The following is a 21,891-nucleotide window of genomic DNA, read 5'->3' on the forward strand; positions in this document are numbered from 1 at the left end:
TTATGGCACGTTTTTTGCTTGTCATATGGATAAGGGAACGAATTGATATGACTCCCTTTATCGTGTGAAAGGAGATATGAGACGGTGGAACAAGTTATGCGTAACGCCTTACTCTACATGGCAAAGAATCGTCAAGCTAACGAGTTAGCGCGTCGCTATGGATTGCGATTTGGTGCACAGCGGTTTGTTGCTGGACAGACATTGTCCGAAGCAATTAAGTCAGTGCAGACGTTAAATAAACAAAATTTACTTGTCACATTAGATCATCTTGGTGAGTCTGTATTTACAGCAGAGGAAGCTGAACTCTCTGCCGATGCTTGCGTATCAGCTCTAACAGCCATAGCTGAACATGGCATACGATCCAACCTTTCTATTAAGCTTACTCAGCTGGGTATGGATCTGTCGCGCGATTTATGCGTCAACAACGTACGTAGAATCCTTGATGAAGCAAAAAAACACCGTAATTTTGTGCGTATTGACATGGAAGATTATGCACATAACGAAGCAACCATTGCACTTTTTAAAGAAATGCATGAGATATATGGAAATACAGTAGGACTAGTGATTCAGTCATATTTGTATAAGAGTAAGGAAGATATCACGCATCTAGGTGCGCTTGATGTTAACTTACGCATTGTAAAAGGTGCTTATAAAGAAGAGGCATCTGTAGCTTATCCAGTCAAAGCAGACGTTGATAAAAACTACGTAACCCTGGTTCAACAGCACTTATCTGCAGGACATTATACAGCTATTGCTACGCATGACGATGCTATTATCGATCAGATGAAGCACTTTATAAGCGAGCACCACATAGCCAATGATCGCTTTGAGTTTCAAATGCTATACGGTATTCGCACACAACTACAACAGCAATTAGCTTCAGAAGGATATAGAGTCCGTATTTATGTTCCTTATGGAGACGATTGGTATGCATATTTTATGCGGCGCCTAGCTGAGCGACCCGCAAATGTTGCATTTGTTGTAAAATCAATGGTTCACTCATAATTGAAAGGATGATGCAAGATGACAACAACCCCATTTAAAAATGAACCGTTTGTTGATTTTAGTTTGCCACAAAACGACAAAGCAATGCGAGATGCATTGGCTAAAGTAAAAAATGAACTTGGTAAATCCTATCCCCTCATCATTAACGGAGAAGCGGTTTTTACAAATGAAACTGAACCATCTTATAATCCTGCAAACAAAGAACAGATCATTGGAACGGTTAGTCAAGCTGATCAAAAGTTAGTGGATCAAGCCATGGAAGCAGCAACACAAGCATTTAAGACATGGCGCTATACTTCCGCTGAAGTTCGCAGTAGTTATTTACTAAAAGCCTCTGCAGCAGTACGTCGTCGCAAGTTTGAATTTAGTGCTTGGATGGTATATGAAACTGGGAAAAGTTTTGCGGAAGCAGATGCTGATGTTGCAGAAGCCATTGATTTCATGGAGTATTACGCGCGGGAAATGTTGCGGATTGATATTCCTGTTCCACTTGTGCCCTATGAGGGAGAATTAAATCGTCAGATATACATCCCACTAGGAGTTGGCATTGTTATTCCGCCGTGGAATTTCCCACTTGCCATTATGGCTGGGATGGCAACATCCGCCATTGTTGCAGGTAATACTATTTTACTTAAGCCGTCTCCCAATGCTCCGATTATAGCTGCTAAATTTGTAGAACTAATGCAAGAACTAGGTTTACCTAAAGGCGTTCTTAACTATGTGCCTGGACGCCCAGAAACGATTGGCGATTATATGACTGGTCATGTCGATACTCGGTTTATTTCCTTTACAGGTTCACGTGATGTCGGGTTGCATATTGTCGAACATGCTAATAAGCGTATCCCTGGTCAAAAATGGATCAAGCGTGTCATTGCAGAAATGGGTGGGAAAGACGGTATTGTTGTAGACAGCGATGCAGATCTCGATGCTGCAGCTACTGCTATCGTCCAATCATCTTTTGGATTTCAGGGTCAAAAATGCTCTGCAGCCAGTCGTGCCATCATCCATAAAGACGTTTATGATACTGTTGTAGAAAAAGTAGTACAGTTAACCAAAGCATTAAAAATGGGTAATCCTGAAGATAATGCATACGTCGGTCCGGTCATCGATGATAAATCGTTTGCAAAAGTACAACGGTATATCGAGATTGGAAAGACGGAAGCAAAGCTTGCTACAGGTGGTGAATTAGGCCCGGATTACGGATACTTCATTCAACCAACTATCTTCATCGACGCAAAGGCAGATAGCCGATTGATGCAAGAAGAGATTTTTGGACCAGTACTTGGTATGATGAAAGCAGACAGTTTTGAGGAAGCTATTGATATCTTTAATTCCACAGATTATGGCCTGACTGGTTCTGTATTTAGTCAAAATGAGGAACATCTAGCTTATGCAAGTGAGCGGATGTTTTGTGGCAATTTGTACTTTAATCGCAAATGTACAGGAGCACTTGTCGGTGTTCATCCTTTTGGTGGATTTAGTATGTCTGGTACTGATTCAAAAACAGGTGGCCCAGATTATCTACAATTATTTATGCAAGCTAAATTGGTTTCAGAGAAATTTTAATTTCATGATGCACACATCAAGAAGCGTACTGGTTTCTACTTGTACGCTTCTTTTTCTATACATGGAAATGCAGTGATCTAGTGACATTGCTCTAAGTTGCTACAGGATATTCCCTAGTCAAGGCTAGAGAAATACGGCATAATACATATAGCTACATGAAAAGGTAGGGGACGAGAACATGAATATTCTCATTGGATACGATGGAACACCATCAGCTGATCATGCTGTTCAATATGCATTGCACACTTTCTCAGCACATCAAGATGTAAAAGTACATATTTTGTATGTTGAATCGATTCCGTATGTTAACGGTGAATTTGGCGTTTTACCTGTGCCATACGATATTACAATTAATCATGAAATTTTAAACCATGCAGATGCACTTTTTAAAGACTCACACATTATTCCTACTCTTCAATCAGAGATTGGTGTTCCTGGAGAAGTGATTGTCGACTTTGCAGAAAAAATAAAAGCTGATCTTGTCGTGCTCGGAGCACATAACAAAGGGGCACTTGAGCGCCTACTCCTTGGTAGTGTGAGCGAATCCGTAACACGTCGCGCCCCTTGTTCTGTACTGCTTGTCCGCTAAATTCATGAAGTTGTGAAATAGCATGATAACATCGTTTTGTAGATAACAGAGGTCCCTGACATAACTGCCAGAGGCCTCTGAAAATCTAACATACAAGCCACTCTAACTATCTCATAACTTATAGATTTTGAGTGAAGTATTTCATGATACGACGAATGACATACGGATCTCTTGATAAAGCATGCCCACGATTTGGCAATATAAGTAGATCAAAGTCCTTATCAGCATGTATCAATGCATCGACCATGCGCATGGTGTGGTGCATATGCACATTGTCATCAATATCCCCATGCATAAGAAATAATTTTCCTTCTAACTGCTGTGCAAGTGTAGAGCTAACTTGTTGCTGATAGATATCCTCATCATATAATCCTTGATAACGCTCACCCCACTCGACTGAATACAAACGGTTATCGTGATCACCACAGCCAGCTACCGCTACCTTATAGAATTCTGGAAATTCAAGCATGGCTCTAACACTTCCATATCCACCACCTGAAAAGCCATACATGCCGACTCGTTCTATGTCTATAAAAGGAAAGCGTTCTGCCAACTCCCGTGTTCCTAACACGTGATCATGTATACCTGCTGCACCTTGAAGATTTTTGTAGCATACATCATAAAATGCCTTGGATCGACCTGGTGTTCCCATTCCGTCCATCATGATCACTACAAATCCAAGTTGTGCGAGGGACTGGGCGATGTGCATTTGATCTCGTCCTTGTGCAGTAAGAGGAAAGGTTGTTGGCGCAAAAGTTGTGTGTACCCCACCATACGCAAAATCAATAACTGGATATTTTTTATTCTCCTCAAATGGTACAGGACGAATGAAGACACCATACAGATCCGTTACCCCATCGCGTGCTTTTACATGAAAAACTTCTGGCAATTGATATCCATGCGCTAGTAATAATTCAATATCACTGCTTTGAATAGTAGCAATCAGCTTTCCGTCATATGCTCGTACAACAGTGATAGGTGAAAGATCAACACGTGAGTAGGTATCAACGAAACTGCTAAGTTCAGGTGAAAACACGATACGATGATCTGCGTTTTCAGGAGTTAAACGTTCGATACTTCCTCCCGTAAATGACACTCGGTATAGTTGACGATAATAAGGGTGTAATCCTTCTTCTCTTCCATTTGCCAAGAAATAAACATAGCCATTCTTCTCATCGACTTGAACAATTGCATCGACAGCATACTCTCCTTCTGTTAGAGCATATTCCTTTTTTTCAGAACCAATCTGTATCATATACAAATGGTTCCATCCAGTTCTAGCGGAAAGCCATATGCATGCTGTTTGATCACGTAAAACATGTACACTTTTCCCTCTTGGAATAAAATCCATTTGCATAAATGTATCTGCACATTCCTCATAAATAATCGTCACTTCACCAGAAGGACTATGTGCTACGCAAAGGCGTGTCGATTTAGTTCCACGCGACACATGAAGATAGTACACATGTTGTTCGTCAAGCCACCAAGCAATGGGAGCACTTGGATCAAATAACGTGTATTGAAGAGCACTCATCTCCAATGGGTCTGTTTTTAAAAATACTTGCTCACCCGTAAGACTGCACACAACAAGCTCTAATAAAGGCACATGTTCATCACCTGGCAATGCATAACGCATGGCATGTGTCTTTGGAGGAACTCCATCCCCTTCTGGGACGTATTGTTCAATATACATTGTCCGCACATGACGCTGATCTGTTTTATGTGTAAAAAGATGAGAAGAATCAGGGGACCAAATGGCCATTGGAGGTAATTTTTTTGCTGCCAGTTCATCGACTAACTTGGAACCGTATGCATCTGGAAGGGTCGCATATGCATACTCTTTTTCTCCATCAGTTGTTATTTGAATGATATCTCCTTGCTCAAGTGAGCGAACATACAAATTATATTGATCAACATAGGCAACCCATTTCCCATCAGGAGACATCAATTCATAATCTGCTACAATTTCATAAGACTTTCTCTCTACAATATGATCGTCCAATAAGTTCCATTGAAACTTTCTATTATCTACCATAATCACAATCGCTTGTTCCTGTAATTCTACAATATCAGTTATGGGAAGGTCAGTGGCGTCCAGCCTTGCATCGAGCTTACTCGCTAATTGTATTGCCATACGATCATGATCAAATGCATCACGCACTTCACCGGTCCGGCTGTCAACTAGTCGAAACCGTTTACCACGAGGTTTAACTATATCATCGAATCGAATTTCTTGTATGTACCAAAATCTATACTCATCCAGAAAATATGGTTTAACAGTTAAATTAAATGCTAGTTTTTGTACATGTTCTGGAAGCATTTCCTTAGCCTTAGTATCATCCATTGCGTACATCCTCCTATAAGACACATCGTATGTAAGTCGTATCAATAGATCGAATGCCTCTATTCATGCGACTGTGAATCACTATTATCTTAACATACCTTTTATTGACTCATGCATGATCAATAGTAAAACCATCAGTAAGAAGTTCCCAATTTTGTGGGAAATCAAATCCGAGTTCCCAGTAAAAGAACCCCCGCATATTGTATTCTCTCACGAGTGCATTTTTAGCTAACGTGCTGAGTGCATCATTAAACCAAACAATACGCTGTCCCTCATGTTCATAAGTATATACAGGAGCAACAGAGACTGGATCAATCGCAATTTCCGCTTCATATTGAAGTGCACGAAGTAGCAAACTTTGATTATCCATCAGTGTAGCAGGCTTTGTGGGGAGATGCGGGAGTGGCCAATCATCACCATAAAGGGGCATACCAAGTAATACCTTACGGCTATCCATTTGTGAAAGTGCATAGTTTAACACACCTCTGACTTTATCCACTGGAGCTACGGCCATAGGTGTTCCAGCAGGATATCCCCAATCATACGTCATTAGCATTACGCGATCCACCAATTTTCCGAGAACTGCATAGTCAACTGCACCAACCCAAGGATTCTGTGGGTCATCAAATGATTTGGGCGGCATGGCCATAGCTACTTGATACCCTTTACCATGTAGTGCTTGAGTCACCTTTTGTACAAATGCCGACAAAAGCTGCCGATCAGATGGATTTACATGTTCTACATCTAGGCTGATACCAGCCCATTGTCTATCCCCTAATTCATCCAAAATCTCATCAATTAGTCTTTGAAGAGCACTACCATCCGTAAAAATGTGGTGAGCCAAATCTGCACTGAAATCCCCCTCTTTTGTGGCATTTGAAACAACCATCCAGTATCGAATACCAGGCACAGGCGGTAAAGAAAATACTGGCTTAACTAGCTCACCAGTTGGTTTCATTCGATAACTAAATACTGACACATCTGTTAGCATCGACTCATATTGTCTCACAAGATCAAGGTCTCGTTCTTTTCCAGACACAACCAAATAAGCATTTGACTCAATTCTAGGCTTTTCAGTAATAGCCACTGGGATAAGTATCGTTTGCCCACTACTTAAACGTTGATTAGGAAATGGCATGTTAAAATCTCGCAAATCAGTAAGGGGTACTCCGAAATCATTTGCAATTGACCATAAACTATCCCCTGATTTTACAGTATACTGACGTACGATATACGACTGCCGAGACGGTATGACGAGTGCAATACCGGGAACAATAAGACTTGATGGAATGCCATTTAGATACTGAATAGCACCTACTGTAGTATGATAGCGTTGTGCAAGATTCCACAGGGTATCACCTCGTTTAGTCACATGAACTCTCATATCTATCCCCACTTTTTTGTATAATCGGTTCGTATCCCCCGCAATTCTCGCTGTATGGTATGCCTTTCTATAGGCATTCGTGCATAAAACTTCTCCTATACAACTAATCATGATGAATTTGCACTCGCAGGCCTGCCAACACTAAAGGAGTTATGTTCATATCATCCTTTTTTGAGGTATGACCAATCCTAGAAAGATCGATTTGAAAAAGCCCTGAAGCAGTAACTTCTTCTTGATCATGAAAACATTCAGCTACTCTAGTCAGTGACCACACGAAAACACTAATCTCACCAATCTTGATTTGAAATGGAGACGTAGTTTGAGCAAAACATAATTCTTTATCCTCCTCAAATAACTTATTGCCAAAATAGATATTGAATCGATGTATCCAATCTGTCGCGTCAAGAGTTGCCAAATGTACAGCATCTAATCGCAACACATCTTGAGATAACAGCGCCCCACCTTCCCGCAACTCGATAAGACGAGATTCATCGTCTTTATCCCATTCAATGACAAATGGTAGAAGTGCCTGATTCCGTGCTGAAACACTTTCAGATAATTGTTCTGGAAAAAGCATACGCCAGCGAATAGTCGTACCATCTGGCCTCTCACGACTTGCTTCAATGGGCCCAACAAAGGGTAATTGACGTTGCATCCACAATTTTACTAACTCATCCATATGTCGCGTTCGCATAGCAAATTGTATAGCACCCTCACCTATCAATAATTTATTTAATGCATTGCGACCGAATTCTGTATTAAGCGCAGTTTTAACATCATGGACACCTAACCATTCAATATAAGGAAGACCGAAATACGCAAGCATATTAAATGTCCCCCACGCAGGATGCATGCCACCAGCTATTGTATGGATACCTAGTTCACATTCGAATAAATGCCTTGTGCTAGCTGGATCTTGAACTACGTGAATGACGTGATCAAAGTTCAAATGACCAATCGTTTCCACTGTATCGATCAACACTCTACACCCCCTCTTTTCTTATAGATCTGCTGATGAAAGTACGTACAATCATATTGTACAGTATACATAAAATTCATTTATGTGGACATTTTACATATGTAAGCATGAACAAAGGATGATATATATTGATAAAAGATGGACATATTAGCCCACTGCAGCTAATGTCATTATTTTTTATTCTCATGGTAGGAAAAGAAATGGATCCTGGTGTATTAATACTCATTCATTGGGGGCATAATGCAGCTGAATTACTCCTCATAATCAGCCAATTGATTATGGTTTTGATCATTGGGATAATGCTTCCGCTATTCAAAGATCCTTCGAAAAATTTATTCGATCATCTATTTGATTATTTTGGTCCTATTATTGGTTCCGTATTTAGTTTCATCATTTTTATTGCACTTATTCTTGATCTTTCGGTCAATTTGACATTTGATTTTGAACAAATACATTCCATTTTCTTGCCGACTACACCTACGGCCTTCATTTTATTTATTTTAATAGTAAGTATGATGATTCCTGTATATTACGGTATAGAGGTTCTAGGAAGAACAAGCTTATTTATGATGTCATTTATTGTATTAACTATTATATTTACAAATATATTTTCCTTATCAAGTGCTGATTTTAATAATATACCTCCTATATTTGGACCTGGAATTTCCGCTATTCTTAAGCAGGGAATATTACATGTTGGTTTTTTTGGCGAGTTTATCGGGTATCTAATGATACGTCCATATATTCGTAGTTATTCAAGCTATAGACGTTCATTTTATCTTATAGCTGTTGTTACGCTTATCATAGGTATTTTTCAATTACTTTCTATACAATTTGTTCTACCCTATCCATCAAGTGATCATCTATTCTTTCTATCGATTGAAATGGCTAAATTAATGTATTTTGGAAGATTTATTCAGCATGTTGAATCTGTGTATGCTGTCTCATGGTTAATTGTTGCATGTTTGAGACTTAGTTTTATGATGTATCTTTTAAGTATTGGTGCAGCAGGAATGGTACGAGCACAAAATTATCGTCGATTCATACCTTCAATTGCAGTTCTTGTCTACTATATAGCCTTATTGCCTAACACATTGTCTGATGCCATTGATTTTAAAGATATTGTATTAGAGCAACGACTTCCTTTTATCTATGGAACCATCCTCATGCTGTTTATCGTTGTTGGATACTTTAAATTATGGAGAAAAAAACGAATGAATACTAATCAAGGGCGTCCCCAATCTGGGTAGGTTGTCAATGAAACTAATCAGCGCACATCAACTCCATTCATCTCCTTTCTCCACTTATTATTCTTTTATATCGATGCTATGTGGCTCATAGTACCATAAGTGCGACATCAACAATTAAATTAAATTAAGGATGTGCATCGGATTCTGCACTTGCAAAAATGCTTCACCTATGTCCGTTCTATTGTAAAACCAAGTCGCTCGAAAAGCCTTTATTCCAGCGTTTGTAGCACCGATAAGCTCACTTGCCCCACCATCACCTACAAAGATACATTCCGCTGGTATCACTTGAAGGCGCTCACAGGCTATCTCGTAAATTTCTTTATGAGGTTTCGATACACCCACTTGAAAAGACAACACCATTTCGTCAATAAGATCAGTTAACTGACAAGAAAATAGACCATCAATCTCTTCAGGAGAACAATTGCTAATCAGTCCGATTTTAAGACCTTTGTTCTTCAATTCTCTAACAGCGACTAGTACGCGCTCTTCGATGTGCTCGTACGTAGTACGTTTTGCTAATACACGTTTCTCATCAAGCGAACGAAGGATTGCATCATCTACAGACAGATGTAGATTCAAGCAAATGTCCTTGAGCACCGTGTAATAGTCAGGGAAAACTCCATTCATTCGATCGGGTCTCCTTACTACCCATTCCTCTTCAAACAATGCTTTATGAATGCCGAGTTGATCGGCTGGACAGTGACAATCTGGCGTTCCAAAATCTCTTATGTTTATTCCGTTTTCTCGCTCTGTAATGAGGGTTTCGAACAAATCAAATAAAACGGCTTTCACAAGTTCAACCTCATTTCTAAAAATCTAGTCCTACATGTGGTGTACATTCGCCCCACTGAATTCCTCATTCTCTCTCCAAAGATACTGAAGTTTCGGATAGTATGATGCCTTACTATACGCAATGATAGCACGATCTCTCCGTCCTTTAAAATAGCTAGAAAAAAAGGATTTAAGCTTCAATATGTGATCCATAACAATCGCCGAGGCTGTGCGTTCCCGTATCGCCTGTGTAGATCCGTTAGATCTTCCTTCGCTTGACAACGTCCGAATACTTTAAGGCAATGGGAGTGAACCGCAAAAAAAATCTAGACCAGACCGTGACGTATCGCAAAGATGGCAGCCTGCGTTCGATCTTCCACATCAAGCTTGATGAAAATGTTACTGACATGCGACTTGACCGTTTTCAAGCCAATGTGGAGTATATCAGCGATTTGTTGGTTGCTCTTTCCCGATGCCAGAACCTCCAAGACTTGCCGCTCGCGATCCGTGAGAGCATCCAAACCATTACTCATCGACGGATTTTGCAACTGCATGACCACCTGGCGCTGAACATCGGAAGATAAGGTTGATTTACCTGCAACCGCGCGTATCAAGGCCGTGCGAATCTCCTGTGCGGAAGATGTCTTGAGTAAATAAGACGTAGCGCCAGCCTGCAAAGCCGCAAATACATGGGTGTCCTCGACGGAACTTGTCAACACTACAATGGGCGTAACCTTTCCGCTTGCTCGAATTCTTCGTATAACCGCCACACCATCCAGTTTTGGCATCAACAAATCGAGTAAGAGAACATCAACGTCGCGCGTCATGACAAGGTCAACCGCCTGCTCCCCATCCCCCGCCTCAGCGATTACTTGAAAATCTGTCGATGTCGTCAAAACCGCCGCCAATCCCATACGTACAACAGCGTGATCGTCCGCTAGTAAAACTCTAATTGTCATCTTAATTCTCCCTTCTCCTTGGTATGACAACACTAACTGTCAATCCAGGATAGCGCGCCAGCAATTCAAGTCGACCTCCTAATCTGCCGACGCGCTCACGCATCATTCGAATGCCGTAAGAATCAGTCAATAACTTTGGTGCGCTAGTCAACCCTTGACCGTCATCTGAGACGGAAAACTCATACGCTGCAGGTTGCTCCAGTAATTGGACGACAAGCAACGTCGCTACTGCGTGTTTTAGGGTGTTGGAGACTGCCTCTTGCAAGATTCGAAACAGTTGTTCTTCGATGATTGGAGGTATATCTGCTTCCACCCGACACGAGAACTGTACCACTAGCCCATGACGTTCCTGAACGGCCTGCAAAAATATACCTGCTGCTTCTATAAAGCTTCTGCCCTCCAAATCGATCGGTCGCAAATGTAAAAGTAATCCGCGCATCTCTCGCTGAGCTGCGTGAGCTAATTCAGCAATCATAGATAAATCTCCGACAATCTCACTCGAATTCGATATGCTATGAGCTACTGCCGCCTCAGCTAGCATAGCGAGCGCAAACAGTTGCTGGCTGACCGAGTCGTGTAAGTCGCGTGCCAACCTTTGCCGCTCTTCCATCGTCGCTGCGCGTTCGGCATCTCCTGCCAAACGACGATTTTCCTCCGCCAGTGCTTGCAGTTGAGCGACTTGCTGTTCGAGCGTCTCCCCCATTTGATTGAAGCCTAAAGCTAAGCGGTCAACCTCATCCGCCTTGCCAAAGGTAGCAATCCGATACTGAAGCCGCCCAAGACCAAGCAGCGTTGTCGCCTCTTCAATATCTGCAAGACGCCGACGGTAACCCTGAGCAAAAGCAAACCCCACAGCCATCGCCAAAATGAACAAAATAAGACACAAAATGATGTCCACATCCCAGCGCACGTGCAGATTCCAGAGCAGAGTACCGAGGCCAAATCCCCCCAGAGCCAATGTGGCACTCATCGCCATAAAAGTTGTACGCAACGTCATCCCCTAAACCCTCACCAAAGAGATTGAACCAATACTCAGGTTGACCTTCAACTTACAGCGACGCCTTGATTGACCAAATGTCGGATCTTCATAGAGAATATAACCCCCAGGACCTGAGTGGCTGTCACCAAATACGTTGATTTCGCCAACTCCCAAGTGCACATCTGCAGACACATCGAGGGATTCAGGTACGAGAATGCGAATTTCACCAATCCAGCCGCTTACGTCCAATTCATAATCTCCGTCTTCAATATGGGCGGTCGCCAAGTTGATGCGTGTCTCTCCGACACCCGTCCAATAATCGGCACTTCTTAGCGTCCACGGACTTCGACCCACCATCAACTCACCGATTAACCGACGAGCACCAAAATCACGAGACGCTTGCTTTTGCCTAGAACCCTTACCCGAAAGCGGCCAAGTACCTATACTCTCTTTACCATCCCGCTGCCTTGAATTAATATCAAGAATGCGAATGGTAAACAAACGGCCTCGTTTGGGTAAAACGAGATCAAGACCAGCAAAAATGAGTAATAGTGCCCAAAATAGATCCCATCCATTAGGAATGGACGTAAGTGCTGCCACCAAATGGAGATCACGAAGTAGAAGAAGCAGTCCGAGGACAAATAGAAAAATGGGCCACAAGGCAGCCCGCGCTCGCCGTTTTTCAACTAGATCATAAAGTCCAAAGAGTGCCAAAAGTCCAGGCCATATAACATCCCCGCGAAGCCATTCTGAATTCCAGGGAATGACCTTCAACTGGATGAACAAATAAGCAATTCCAAAGAACAACAAAACTACACCCCAGCGTGAACTGCGACTCATCATAATCCTTCCTTTACTCATTTGCCAATTATGATACATGTCGATCATCTATTAAACAATGAACTTCGGTCCAGTTTTACCCCCGACTAAAGTCGGAGTTTTAGTGGTTCAAATACCTGTGGTAGTTAAAGCAATTTAGACTGTTTTGACAAATGAAGCGACCACTTTAAAAATCGTTTCATAATCTAATATGTTCAATAAAGTCGGCCCTCATGAACCATTCGCTCCAACCAATCCAACACGCTCACCATTTGCTGACTTATAGCAAATATCGTCCAAGAAGCTACTACAATCTCGTGCCCTATAGCTCCGCATTTCAGTGTAGAACTGCCTAGTTTTTATGCAACCGTCACTCGCTCTGCTTCCTGCATATACTATGATTGTTTAATCGGATTTCCTACTATCAGACAACAACCTGTAGATTGCATCCAACTTTTCGGATATATTTCGTACGCCATTACGAATCTGTAATATAGCAATAAGCATGATAATCCAGAAAATCAAAGTGATCATTGGAATCAACAAGAGAATCAACCCGCTAAATCCTACGTTCGCCAGCTGCATGTAGTCCTCCCCTTATTTATTTAAAAACTCTAATCGCACACTCTTGTCGTTAAAAGAGTACACTGGTCATCGCCCAAGTGTATAATCGTACACTTTCCATTGCGCCAGCTTAATGAATTCCCGCACCTATTTAACGACACAACACTTTTCTCATAACTATTGTTTTCACATACAATCCACTAGGGTTAGAAACAACTGGTGAACATATAAAACCCACGCAAGTTAAGACATCCATAACCATTTGATTTACATATAATTGCTTCCCATTCAGGTGTGATTTTATCGTTTATATAGGCACAAAATTTAGGGGATTGAGAGTACTCATGCAGGAATATTGGCTTGTAGTTCGTCAATTGTCCATAACCAAATCTGTATCTTGGTGAGCGTAATTATTGCATTAACTTATTGGATTGATACCCTTGGTAGCCACATACTTGAAGCTTAAACTCACATTTTATTTCTGAATTGATTATTCATTTGGGTTTGAAATTCTCTTGATTTCCCCTTTGGTATCGTTAAGACTTCCCACTCGCAGTTACGAATTTGCTTGGCCACATACACAATCTGTCCTACGTGGTAAGAGAGATGATAGACTTGCCTTTCTATTGACTGAATAACATTGTGCGGTTCAGAACGTATAAAAACGGTCTTCACTAGATCATCGACTTTCAATTGAGTGATTGTATCAAATAATACTTCCCAACCCGCACTCCAAGCAGACATCATTTCTTCAAGAGAAGCGTAAGATCCCTCAAACTCCCCGTCCCTATCCCGAGTAGGTTTTTCACCATCTGATGTTAAAAAATTCGTCCACCTTGATATCATATTTCCAGACATATGTTTAACAATCCGAGCAATGCTGTTTGACTCTTCGGTTGGTGCAAACTGTAATTCGTTAAAGCTCAGTTGTCCCATTGCACTTTCCGCAGTTTTTTTCATGTTGCGGAAGTTATCTACTACTTCATTTAAATAGATAGTTCCTACATCCACAAAAATCATCCCCTTTTCATTACTAATAGAGATTGTACATGAGTGGTTCAATGATCACCCTAATTAGAATGAGTTTTTTGCCATTGTTCTTGAAAAGATTTTAATCCATATAAGGTTGTTTTTACAAAAGTGCCATATGGCAAAATGATTTCCTCTATCCCAGATTTGGTAGATTCGTCATTATTATATGCAATTTCATTGGCAGGTAATTCAACAACATGATTCGTACGAATATACACTCCGTTTGGAGTTGTTATATCTTCGATATGGTTTTCAATGTGTGAAATTTGAGATTGGGAAAGAGATGGTTGACTTATTTTTTTATCATTTACTTGAGCAAAATTGCCATTAGAGAACCCAAACAATAATAGCGAAATCATAGGTGCAGTGATAATAAAAGATCCTAATACCATCGATTTTCTATTCATAAACTAGTCCCTCCTCAAATTGTAACGCTCCGGATAACAATTTATATGGTGTAGCCTGTAATGATCCGTAATCAGAACTTACTCTGATCATTTTCATGTTCCAACATCCCCATTTAATGAGTCTTTTAAAATCTCATGATTCAAGGTAATGTTCTATAGTGTCATTCTCATACATCTAATAGCTAATGAGTCTTACAAAACTCAACCTACCAATGAGACGAGATGGCACTTTACTATGTTGTCACCCAGTGCATTCGCTGAATTTACACCCATTGTTCGCAATGAAGTTAATATTTCCCTTTAGATTTAACATATCATAACTATTCTATTAAATCTAGTGTATTATAGCCACTCTATTTACATGTGTTACCATCACTAAAGAACGTTAGTGATGTCATGTTCAACTTCATTGTCTATGCGCCGAAGTAGGATGTCACGTGAGAGAAATGTTTGCAGTCTTCGCTACGTGGAAGCAAACTATCTTATCTGCTGTAAGAGCAAAAATACCAATAAGTGCGTTCAAACTAAACAGTACGGTAAACGGTCGGTTTTCACGGAGAAATTGGAACGCAGTTTGCCAATCTGTAAAAACAGTGCGCCATGGATGTATTCTTCCTGTAGAAGCTTTTGGTTTATCTAAATCAGGTAACAAGATACACAACATTGCATAGAAAAAGAAGCTAACTGAATCAAGCCACAGACCTGCAACAGCGGATGGCGAGTGTGTTTGAGAGAGAATGAAGATGTTGATGGATACTAGATATATTAAATCCCCGATAGCAGAAATGCCTACTCCAGTTATAAGAATGCCTGCCCATATCTTAGTTTGGAACTTCGCGTTACTCTTATCCATTCATTCACCTCACAATATTGTTACGTGTTACCATCTTCATCAATTCATTTGCAGCAACGATTTCTGTCCCCGCTAAGCCTACAGAGCAAAACAAAGTGACATCCCTGCTGCCCTTCTTCCCGATACCCTCCCAGTTACGATCTCAGACAGTTGCACAACTCGACTCTCGTCAGGTGTTCCTACTAAAAAATGTGGTGTTTGATAAGCCCGAAGTTGCTCGATAGAGTCATTAGCAATCACTGAACTTACAGCTGCTAACTCAAATGGTATCTCATGTTTTCTTGCTGATTTTGAACCGACAGTATTGATGTGTGCGCCTGGTTTTAACCCATCTATTTCAAACACTGGAGTAACACTATTAGTGGCACAAATGACAATATCAGCACCTTCAATGCAATCTCTTGACGAAGTGACCGGCAAAATATCAGTGTTGAGTTTCTTCGACATTTCTTGTGCAAACGTTTCTCGATTATCATGGCTACGACTATAAACCCTAATATTTTTAATATTCCTTACAGCTACAGCTACAGCTACAGCTACAGCTACAGCTACAGCTACAGCTGCTTCCAGCTGTGTCCGCGCTTGTAACCCTGTACCAATAACAGCTATTTGCTCGGCATCCATTCGAGACAATTCATTTATGGCAACGCCACCAATTGCGCCCGTGCGAAGTGCACCAAGTAGATTCCCGATAATAATCCCCTTAAAAACCCCATTTTCCGAATCAAATACACAAACTATTTGCCCGTGACCATCTACATCATTTTTATACGTTTCGTATACACGAAATCCGATAACCTTATCTAAGGCTGTAGCAGCTCCTGCTGTAAAAACCAAATCACCTAGATCTGTTTCTATACGAAATCTTGGAGGTGAAATTAACGTTCCATTTGATTGCTCTTCAAAAGACCGTGTAATTGCCTCTATAATCATTTTCATTGAGCCAAGATTTTCAATATCCCGGTCAGTGAGCACCTGATACATTGAAATTCACCATCCAGCCCTAATTTTTACTATTTTCCGGTCAGAATGTGACCTACAAGCACATGAGTTAAGCAGTTCGCCAACCTCATCCAAACAAAAATCATTACAATCAAGCAAAACAGTAAGTTTTGTTGCCCAGTCAACAAGTAAAAATTTTATCAACTTTATGTATGCATTTATAATTTTACATAAATAATATAAAATTATTTTTCGTTAAATATTAGAATGACAAGAAAAGCAGAGCTAAAGGAAATTTCTCCAACCTCCTTCAACTCTGCATGTCATCTATCTAGATTTATGAGCGTTCTGCCGCGCCGACTTACTTAATTTTTTCCATTTTTCGCGCTCCGCTCGTTGCTCCCGCATATCATCTTTGCGCGCTACAAATGCCAACTCACGCTCCGTCTTACGGTAGTTATTCAAACGCGCAACATCCAACGTCCCACGTAACACAGCCTCTTGCACTGCACACCCAGGCTCCGAAAGGTGCTGACAGTTGCGGTAAGAACAGCCCTGTGCCAGTCGTGCAATATCATCAAACGCCTGGTCAATGCCGTCTGATCCATCCCACAATTGCAATTCCCGCATCCCTGGCGTATCCATCATCATGGCTCCGCTAGGTAAGAGAAATAGCGTACGCTGTGTAGTTGTGTGACGCCCTCTTACATCGCCTTCGCGAACACCCTGTACACGTTGTACTGTACCGTCCATACAGTAATTTATTCGTGTTGACTTCCCCGCTCCTGACGCACCAATTAACGCGACCGTTTTCCCTTTTTGTAAATAGGCGGTCACAGCATCTAATCCAACACCAGCTTCTACGCTCACCGCATGAACTGCGACACCAGAACTCATGGCTATCACGGCATCCACATGACTCCTTGCGTCATCAGCAACCAAATCAGTCTTTGTTAAAATCACTACAGGTACTGCGCCACTCTCCCACCCCACGATGAGGAATCGCTCGAGCCGCCGCAAATTCATATCGTTTGCAGCCATTACAAGAAAAACTACATCCACATTGGCCGCAATGACTTGTGAATCCAACTCATTACCAGCTATTTTACGTAGAAAAACGCTCTTTCGAGAAAGCAATCCGTGAATGACCGCGCTGTGGCCAGTCAGAGCATCTCCTGACCTAACGCCTTCCAGCGCCACCCAATCGCCTACTGCTGGAAAATCACTGCGTCCAACGGCGAAATGACGCAACTTCCCCGACACTTTCGCAAAACACCATCCATCTGCTACCCACACACGATATATTCCCTGTGCCGCTTCTAACACCCGCGCAGGTTCGCAACCTTGAGCGCGGTACTGTGCAAACTTCTCTTCCCAGTCGCCATTCCAACCATACATATCAAGATTCAACCAAACGCCTCCTCGACCTAGTTACAACTGGTCGAAGGAGCCCTTGGTTTACTCGGACCCCTTACGACCTAAGCAGTACTCCCCTTTTGAACTGCAATAGTCATCGTCATAAAACATCACTCCGTTCGCAGTCACTATCCCCCAAAGATAACTAACAGAATATTTAATAATTCATATCATACATCAACTCTCAAGTAATCGTCAAATTAAATGGACTATTTTATATGACCACTTATTGCAGAGTGCGATACCCCCTTCGACCTCAAATAGCAGGTTTGGATACTTGCTCTGCACCTGTCGAATCAATAATTCAGAGAGATCAATACCGACAACTGATACACCATATGCCGCTATTTCGTTACTCAAGTCCCCCGTTCCGCAACCTAAATCAAGAATGTTCTCTCCCGTTTTAGGCTGCAATAATGAAACAATTCCTTTTCCGAATTCCGATACAAAAGCAAGCTTATCATCATAGTGCTCCGCATTCCATTTGTTTTCCACAGGAAAATACCCCCCATCACAAATTAATGCTTTCTTCTGTTTATCTATAATTTTTTTCAATTGTCACCTTAAGATAGCCAAACTGTCCCCTCTCCAGTGTGCTAAATCAGGGCAAACATAGATAACACCTTTATTTCTCCAATAAGCCCCATACATCCCCAAAAGGATCCATGATTTGGCATACCCATACTCGGTCGACTCCAAATGTCGGTCCACGGAATTTACGACAGCCGTTCAATTCAAAATGAGCGATCGTCTTTTGTATGTCAGAAACACGCCAATAGGTTACTTGACCAGCAATACCTGATGAATTTTTTTCATCACTTGGATGTAAGCCCACAGTGATATTAGCTAATCGAAACGCACAATAGCCCTCTTGATCAAAGTATGGTTCTACTCCAAGTAAGTCGCCGTACCAATGCTTAGCCGTTTGCACATCAGGAACAAAATAGAGGACTTCTTCTACTCCCAATACCCCATCCAACAAATCCCCTCCTCGCCTGATATTCCTATATAGATATTCCTACAATAACTCTCTTAAATAGACTCCGCACAATTAATTTCAGTTGTTCTCCTATTTTGGAAGAGAAAGAGACTGCACAGTATTCACGTTTTCCAACAGCCACATTCTGTCTGTTTCCTTAATTACGCGTTCAGCAGACGACTTGGCAAAAGCAACGTTTTCATCACGTTGCGCCACGTCCCCCTGTACAGCATAAGCTCGAGCCAATGCTTCGTATGCGAAACCAAGGTCGAAATCGCCTAATTGGTTGTCTAAGCAAAGATTCAACGATTTGTTTGCATGAAACAGTGCACAAGCAGCCATACCCAAAATGGAACATACCCTTGAAATTTGCCACTCGCCTCGCGCAAAATGCAGCGGTGTTCCTATCACACCCCAATGAAAACGAGACGCATAAGATGCATGTAGCATAGTCTCATCTTCAGTAGCATTACGATCAGTTTTCTCAATTAATTCCCACGTCATATTAAACAGATCAACAGCTAATTTCTTATGAATTGAGTTGTCTACGGTATGTTTTTTTGATTCAGTCATGTCAATCTCACTCCTTAGCAACATGTTAGAGTTTCATATAGTCGATATTGTGTATCAATCGTCTTCCTAACCCAAAGAAATGTCGTCAAAAAAATAAAAATAATTCATTATTTATGAATCTATCCTTTTTTCCAGTATAAATTATACTATATACAAGCCTCACGTAAACATACAACACTTAATTCAAGTCGTTAAAGGGTCCTCTCGATTCCTAAATACCTGTCTCGCTAATAATTGGACTGTACCCACTGTATAAATTCTTGCAACAATGGATCCATAAGACTTGAACGTAATAAAGCGAGCCAGGTAGGCCTAGTCAATTCACCTTTAGCAATATCCAATGCGACAAGCAACCCATTGTTAACCTCTTCAACTACCGTTCGCCTAGGCAACAATGCAACACCCAAATTTTGCATGACCATGCGTTTCACTGCGCTTATGCTGTCTAGCTCCATGATCGTGTTAGGACTTATCCCTGATAAAGCAAAAAAATGTTCAATCCTCTTGCGATAAGGTGCGCCTGAATCTCCAAATGCAATCACCTCTTGCTCTCCCCATGCGTGAAGTCCAGGAAATCGTATAGAAAAATTGTGATGAGGATGTGTTATTAAAACAATTTGATCATCACCAAGAGAAAGGTGTTCAATCGATGGATGATACATCTCATGTCCTACAAAAGCTAAATTAGCTGTTCCAGTTAACAGTGATTGCATTGATTCAGGTAATAAAGTAGACCGTACATAACAGCGAAAATGGGGGTGCAATCGACGAAAACCGCCAATAAGTCGCGGTAATTCATAAGACGCAAACGCTTTTCCCGCCACGATCGTAATCGGTTTTGCCTCTTGTGAAGTTTGCATAAACGTCCGTAATTGCTCAACAATTGATGTCGCTATTGGTACAAATCGAGCACCCGTGTCCGTTAATGTCACGCCTCCTGAATGCCTCGTAAATAATTCAGTACCAAGATCAGTTTCAAGTTGTTTCATTCGATGAGTTAAGGTGGATTGTGCAATAAATAACAGATCTGCAGCCTGATGCAAAGAACCACAACGTACAACAGTCAGAAAGGACTCCGCATGTTCTACTTTCATACCATACATCCCCTTTACATTTTTTATCTATCTAACGATCGATCGAAATCATGCATCACTAGCATTCAATATTCGTTAACACAAACTACCCTCTCTTCTATATAGTAAATTTTGCGGGGGGATGAAGATGTTCAAAATCACCAGAAGATCGTTGGAAAATAATCTTGCACATGTAATTGTTCCGATCCCAATCTTTACGTGGTTGTTATTGGTTGCTACAGCTTTTGGTAAATTGATTTATAAATCAGCAATTCCGTTTTTATCCTTATTTTTATTAAGACACGATCATCTATCTCCAAGTATCATTGGCCTGCTCTTAGGTATCAGTTATTTAGCGGGTGCGTTCATGAGTCTTTTTGCAGGCTATCTAACAGATCAATATGGACAACGTAACATCATGCTACTCTCGCTTCTTACACTTGCAGCATCGATTGTTATGATTCCAATTTTTCATTCCATTTGTTTAATCGGCGGTGTACTCACCGCGGTTGGACTATTGCGCAATGCTTTTGAAACCAGTAATCAATCTTTAGTAGTAAGAGTCACACCCATTGCAAGACAGAGTGAAGTTCTATCTATTCGCTATATCATCGTCAACTTTGCTTCTGGAGTTGGGCCACTTATGGGTGCGTGGTTAGGGTATGCGGGTCAAAGTTTAGCGTTTTATATTAATGGTGCTGGATATGTCATTTATGCTTTCATGTTATACATGTTAACTCGTCGTTTGATGAATGATGTAGAAAAAAAATCAACAAAATCAACTATATCCATAAAACGAGCGTACCAAGATATTGTGCACAATAAACCGTTTCTTTTTGGGTTGCTCGCCGCCTGTATGCTGACCTATGGATATATTCAAATTGATGTAACACTTCCGCAAGTGCTAGCGATTCATCATGCAGAAGCGGTTCACTGGTTTGCTTGGATTCTCGTACTTAACACTGCACTTATTGTCACCTGCCAGTGGCCACTTTTCCAGCTTGTACGAGGCTTTTCAAAACGCACAACCATTATAGCAGGTACACTCATTTCTGCCTGTGGATATCTCTCTTTTGGATTGGCACATGACCTCATTTCTTACCTATTGTCCATGGTGATCGTATCAATTGGTGAAATGCTGAGTTTAACACTTATTGTACCGTGGTTACTGGAGGTATCCAACCCGGAATTTCAAGGCGCTTATTTTGGTGCAGCGCGGCTTCGTTTTTTAGGTGATTTTACAGGATCGATTACAGGCGGTATAATTCTTCAACAATTCGGAGTCCTTCCTTTATATATGAGTACAGCTCTAGTGGTTACCACTGCGGTTATATGGTTAACTTTAGCAAATAAATCGTAATTAATGAGATATATTTGCCTGATACTACAAATAATCAAAGAAAACCT

Annotated in this window: 22 protein-coding genes; 5 read left to right on the forward strand and 17 right to left on the reverse strand. The window is 41.2% G+C overall.

The genetic code is table 11. From position 1 onward, the window contains the following. Positions 1 to 84: 84 nt before the first annotated feature. The 3 genes from MM817_RS06350 (at position 85) to MM817_RS06360 (ending at position 3,160) form a co-directional block, all read left to right on the forward strand. The gene (locus tag MM817_RS06350; RefSeq protein WP_241712748.1) at positions 85 to 1,005 is read left to right on the forward strand and encodes a proline dehydrogenase family protein; all 921 of its coding nucleotides are present in this window, start codon (positions 85 to 87) and stop codon (positions 1,003 to 1,005) included. A gap of 18 nt (positions 1,006 to 1,023) precedes the next feature. Next, positions 1,024 to 2,571, forward strand: coding sequence for an L-glutamate gamma-semialdehyde dehydrogenase (gene pruA, locus MM817_RS06355; protein WP_241712750.1), 1,548 nt, complete (start codon positions 1,024 to 1,026; stop codon positions 2,569 to 2,571). Between the two features lie 178 nt (positions 2,572 to 2,749). Then, a complete protein-coding gene (locus MM817_RS06360; RefSeq protein WP_241712752.1) occupies positions 2,750 to 3,160 on the forward strand; it encodes a universal stress protein in 411 nt (136 codons plus the stop codon). A gap of 118 nt (positions 3,161 to 3,278) precedes the next feature. Here the strand turns inward: MM817_RS06360 and MM817_RS06365 are convergent, their stop codons facing one another. From MM817_RS06365 to MM817_RS06375, 3 genes are all read right to left on the reverse strand, one after another. Beyond that, entirely contained in the window at positions 3,279 to 5,504 is a 2,226-nt protein-coding gene (locus tag MM817_RS06365) for a S9 family peptidase (protein WP_241712753.1), read from the reverse strand. 109 nt (positions 5,505 to 5,613) lie between these two features. Continuing rightward, positions 5,614 to 6,876, reverse strand: a complete 1,263-nt coding sequence (locus MM817_RS06370) for a LysM peptidoglycan-binding domain-containing protein (RefSeq protein WP_241712754.1) — start codon at positions 6,874 to 6,876, stop codon at positions 5,614 to 5,616. Positions 6,877 to 6,991: 115 nt separating this feature from the next. Beyond that, positions 6,992 to 7,867: a VOC family protein gene (locus MM817_RS06375; RefSeq protein WP_241712757.1), complete on the reverse strand. Its 876-nt coding sequence runs from the start codon at positions 7,865 to 7,867 to the stop codon at positions 6,992 to 6,994. Positions 7,868 to 7,995: 128 nt separating this feature from the next. Here MM817_RS06375 and MM817_RS06380 point away from each other — a divergent pair, with 128 nt between their 5' ends. Then, on the forward strand, positions 7,996 to 9,117 hold the full coding sequence (locus tag MM817_RS06380; protein ID WP_241712759.1) for a GerAB/ArcD/ProY family transporter: 1,122 nt from the start codon (positions 7,996 to 7,998) through the stop codon (positions 9,115 to 9,117). A gap of 114 nt (positions 9,118 to 9,231) precedes the next feature. On the opposite strand, the gene MM817_RS06385 is transcribed toward MM817_RS06380, so the two are convergent. From MM817_RS06385 to MM817_RS06450, 14 genes are all read right to left on the reverse strand, one after another. Then, the gene (locus tag MM817_RS06385; RefSeq protein WP_241712761.1) at positions 9,232 to 9,909 is read right to left on the reverse strand and encodes an HAD family hydrolase; all 678 of its coding nucleotides are present in this window, start codon (positions 9,907 to 9,909) and stop codon (positions 9,232 to 9,234) included. A gap of 305 nt (positions 9,910 to 10,214) precedes the next feature. Continuing rightward, complete coding sequence (locus tag MM817_RS06390; protein WP_241712762.1) at positions 10,215 to 10,847, reverse strand: response regulator; 633 nt, start codon at positions 10,845 to 10,847, stop codon at positions 10,215 to 10,217. 1 nt (position 10,848) lies between these two features. Next, on the reverse strand, positions 10,849 to 11,844 hold the full coding sequence (locus MM817_RS06395) for a sensor histidine kinase (protein WP_241712765.1): 996 nt from the start codon (positions 11,842 to 11,844) through the stop codon (positions 10,849 to 10,851). 3 nt (positions 11,845 to 11,847) lie between these two features. Then, the gene (gene liaF / locus MM817_RS06400; protein WP_241712767.1) at positions 11,848 to 12,666 is read right to left on the reverse strand and encodes a cell wall-active antibiotics response protein LiaF; all 819 of its coding nucleotides are present in this window, start codon (positions 12,664 to 12,666) and stop codon (positions 11,848 to 11,850) included. 384 nt (positions 12,667 to 13,050) lie between these two features. Beyond that, the gene (locus MM817_RS06405) at positions 13,051 to 13,230 is read right to left on the reverse strand and encodes a hypothetical protein (protein ID WP_241712769.1); all 180 of its coding nucleotides are present in this window, start codon (positions 13,228 to 13,230) and stop codon (positions 13,051 to 13,053) included. A gap of 447 nt (positions 13,231 to 13,677) precedes the next feature. Further along, positions 13,678 to 14,220 (reverse strand): DUF1572 family protein, encoded by a 543-nt coding sequence (locus MM817_RS06410; RefSeq protein ID WP_241712771.1) that lies wholly within the window; start codon positions 14,218 to 14,220, stop codon positions 13,678 to 13,680. Positions 14,221 to 14,279: 59 nt separating this feature from the next. Beyond that, on the reverse strand, positions 14,280 to 14,648 hold the full coding sequence (locus MM817_RS06415; protein ID WP_241712773.1) for a hypothetical protein: 369 nt from the start codon (positions 14,646 to 14,648) through the stop codon (positions 14,280 to 14,282). A 433-nt stretch (positions 14,649 to 15,081) separates the two neighbouring features. Then, positions 15,082 to 15,501 carry a hypothetical protein gene (locus MM817_RS06420; protein ID WP_241712775.1) on the reverse strand — a complete coding sequence of 140 codons (420 nt, stop codon included), beginning with the start codon at positions 15,499 to 15,501 and terminating at the stop codon, positions 15,082 to 15,084. 78 nt (positions 15,502 to 15,579) lie between these two features. Further along, complete coding sequence (locus tag MM817_RS06425; RefSeq protein ID WP_241712777.1) at positions 15,580 to 16,485, reverse strand: ornithine cyclodeaminase family protein; 906 nt, start codon at positions 16,483 to 16,485, stop codon at positions 15,580 to 15,582. Positions 16,486 to 16,770: 285 nt separating this feature from the next. Next, positions 16,771 to 17,853: a ribosome small subunit-dependent GTPase A gene (gene rsgA, locus MM817_RS06430; RefSeq protein WP_241712779.1), complete on the reverse strand. Its 1,083-nt coding sequence runs from the start codon at positions 17,851 to 17,853 to the stop codon at positions 16,771 to 16,773. Between the two features lie 201 nt (positions 17,854 to 18,054). Further along, positions 18,055 to 18,354: a class I SAM-dependent methyltransferase gene (locus MM817_RS06435; RefSeq protein ID WP_241712781.1), complete on the reverse strand. Its 300-nt coding sequence runs from the start codon at positions 18,352 to 18,354 to the stop codon at positions 18,055 to 18,057. A 130-nt stretch (positions 18,355 to 18,484) separates the two neighbouring features. Beyond that, entirely contained in the window at positions 18,485 to 18,838 is a 354-nt protein-coding gene (locus tag MM817_RS06440) for a VOC family protein (protein ID WP_241712783.1), read from the reverse strand. Between the two features lie 90 nt (positions 18,839 to 18,928). Continuing rightward, positions 18,929 to 19,411, reverse strand: a complete 483-nt coding sequence (locus MM817_RS06445; RefSeq protein ID WP_241712785.1) for a hypothetical protein — start codon at positions 19,409 to 19,411, stop codon at positions 18,929 to 18,931. A gap of 227 nt (positions 19,412 to 19,638) precedes the next feature. Next, entirely contained in the window at positions 19,639 to 20,505 is an 867-nt protein-coding gene (locus MM817_RS06450; RefSeq protein ID WP_241712787.1) for a LysR family transcriptional regulator, read from the reverse strand. A 127-nt stretch (positions 20,506 to 20,632) separates the two neighbouring features. Here MM817_RS06450 and MM817_RS06455 point away from each other — a divergent pair, with 127 nt between their 5' ends. Continuing rightward, the gene (locus MM817_RS06455) at positions 20,633 to 21,844 is read left to right on the forward strand and encodes an MFS transporter (protein WP_241712789.1); all 1,212 of its coding nucleotides are present in this window, start codon (positions 20,633 to 20,635) and stop codon (positions 21,842 to 21,844) included. Positions 21,845 to 21,891 lie beyond the last annotated feature (47 nt).

The sequence above is a fragment of the Sulfoacidibacillus ferrooxidans genome (genome assembly GCF_022606465.1).
Taxonomy (GTDB): domain Bacteria; phylum Bacillota; class Bacilli; order Alicyclobacillales; family SLC66; genus Sulfoacidibacillus; species Sulfoacidibacillus ferrooxidans.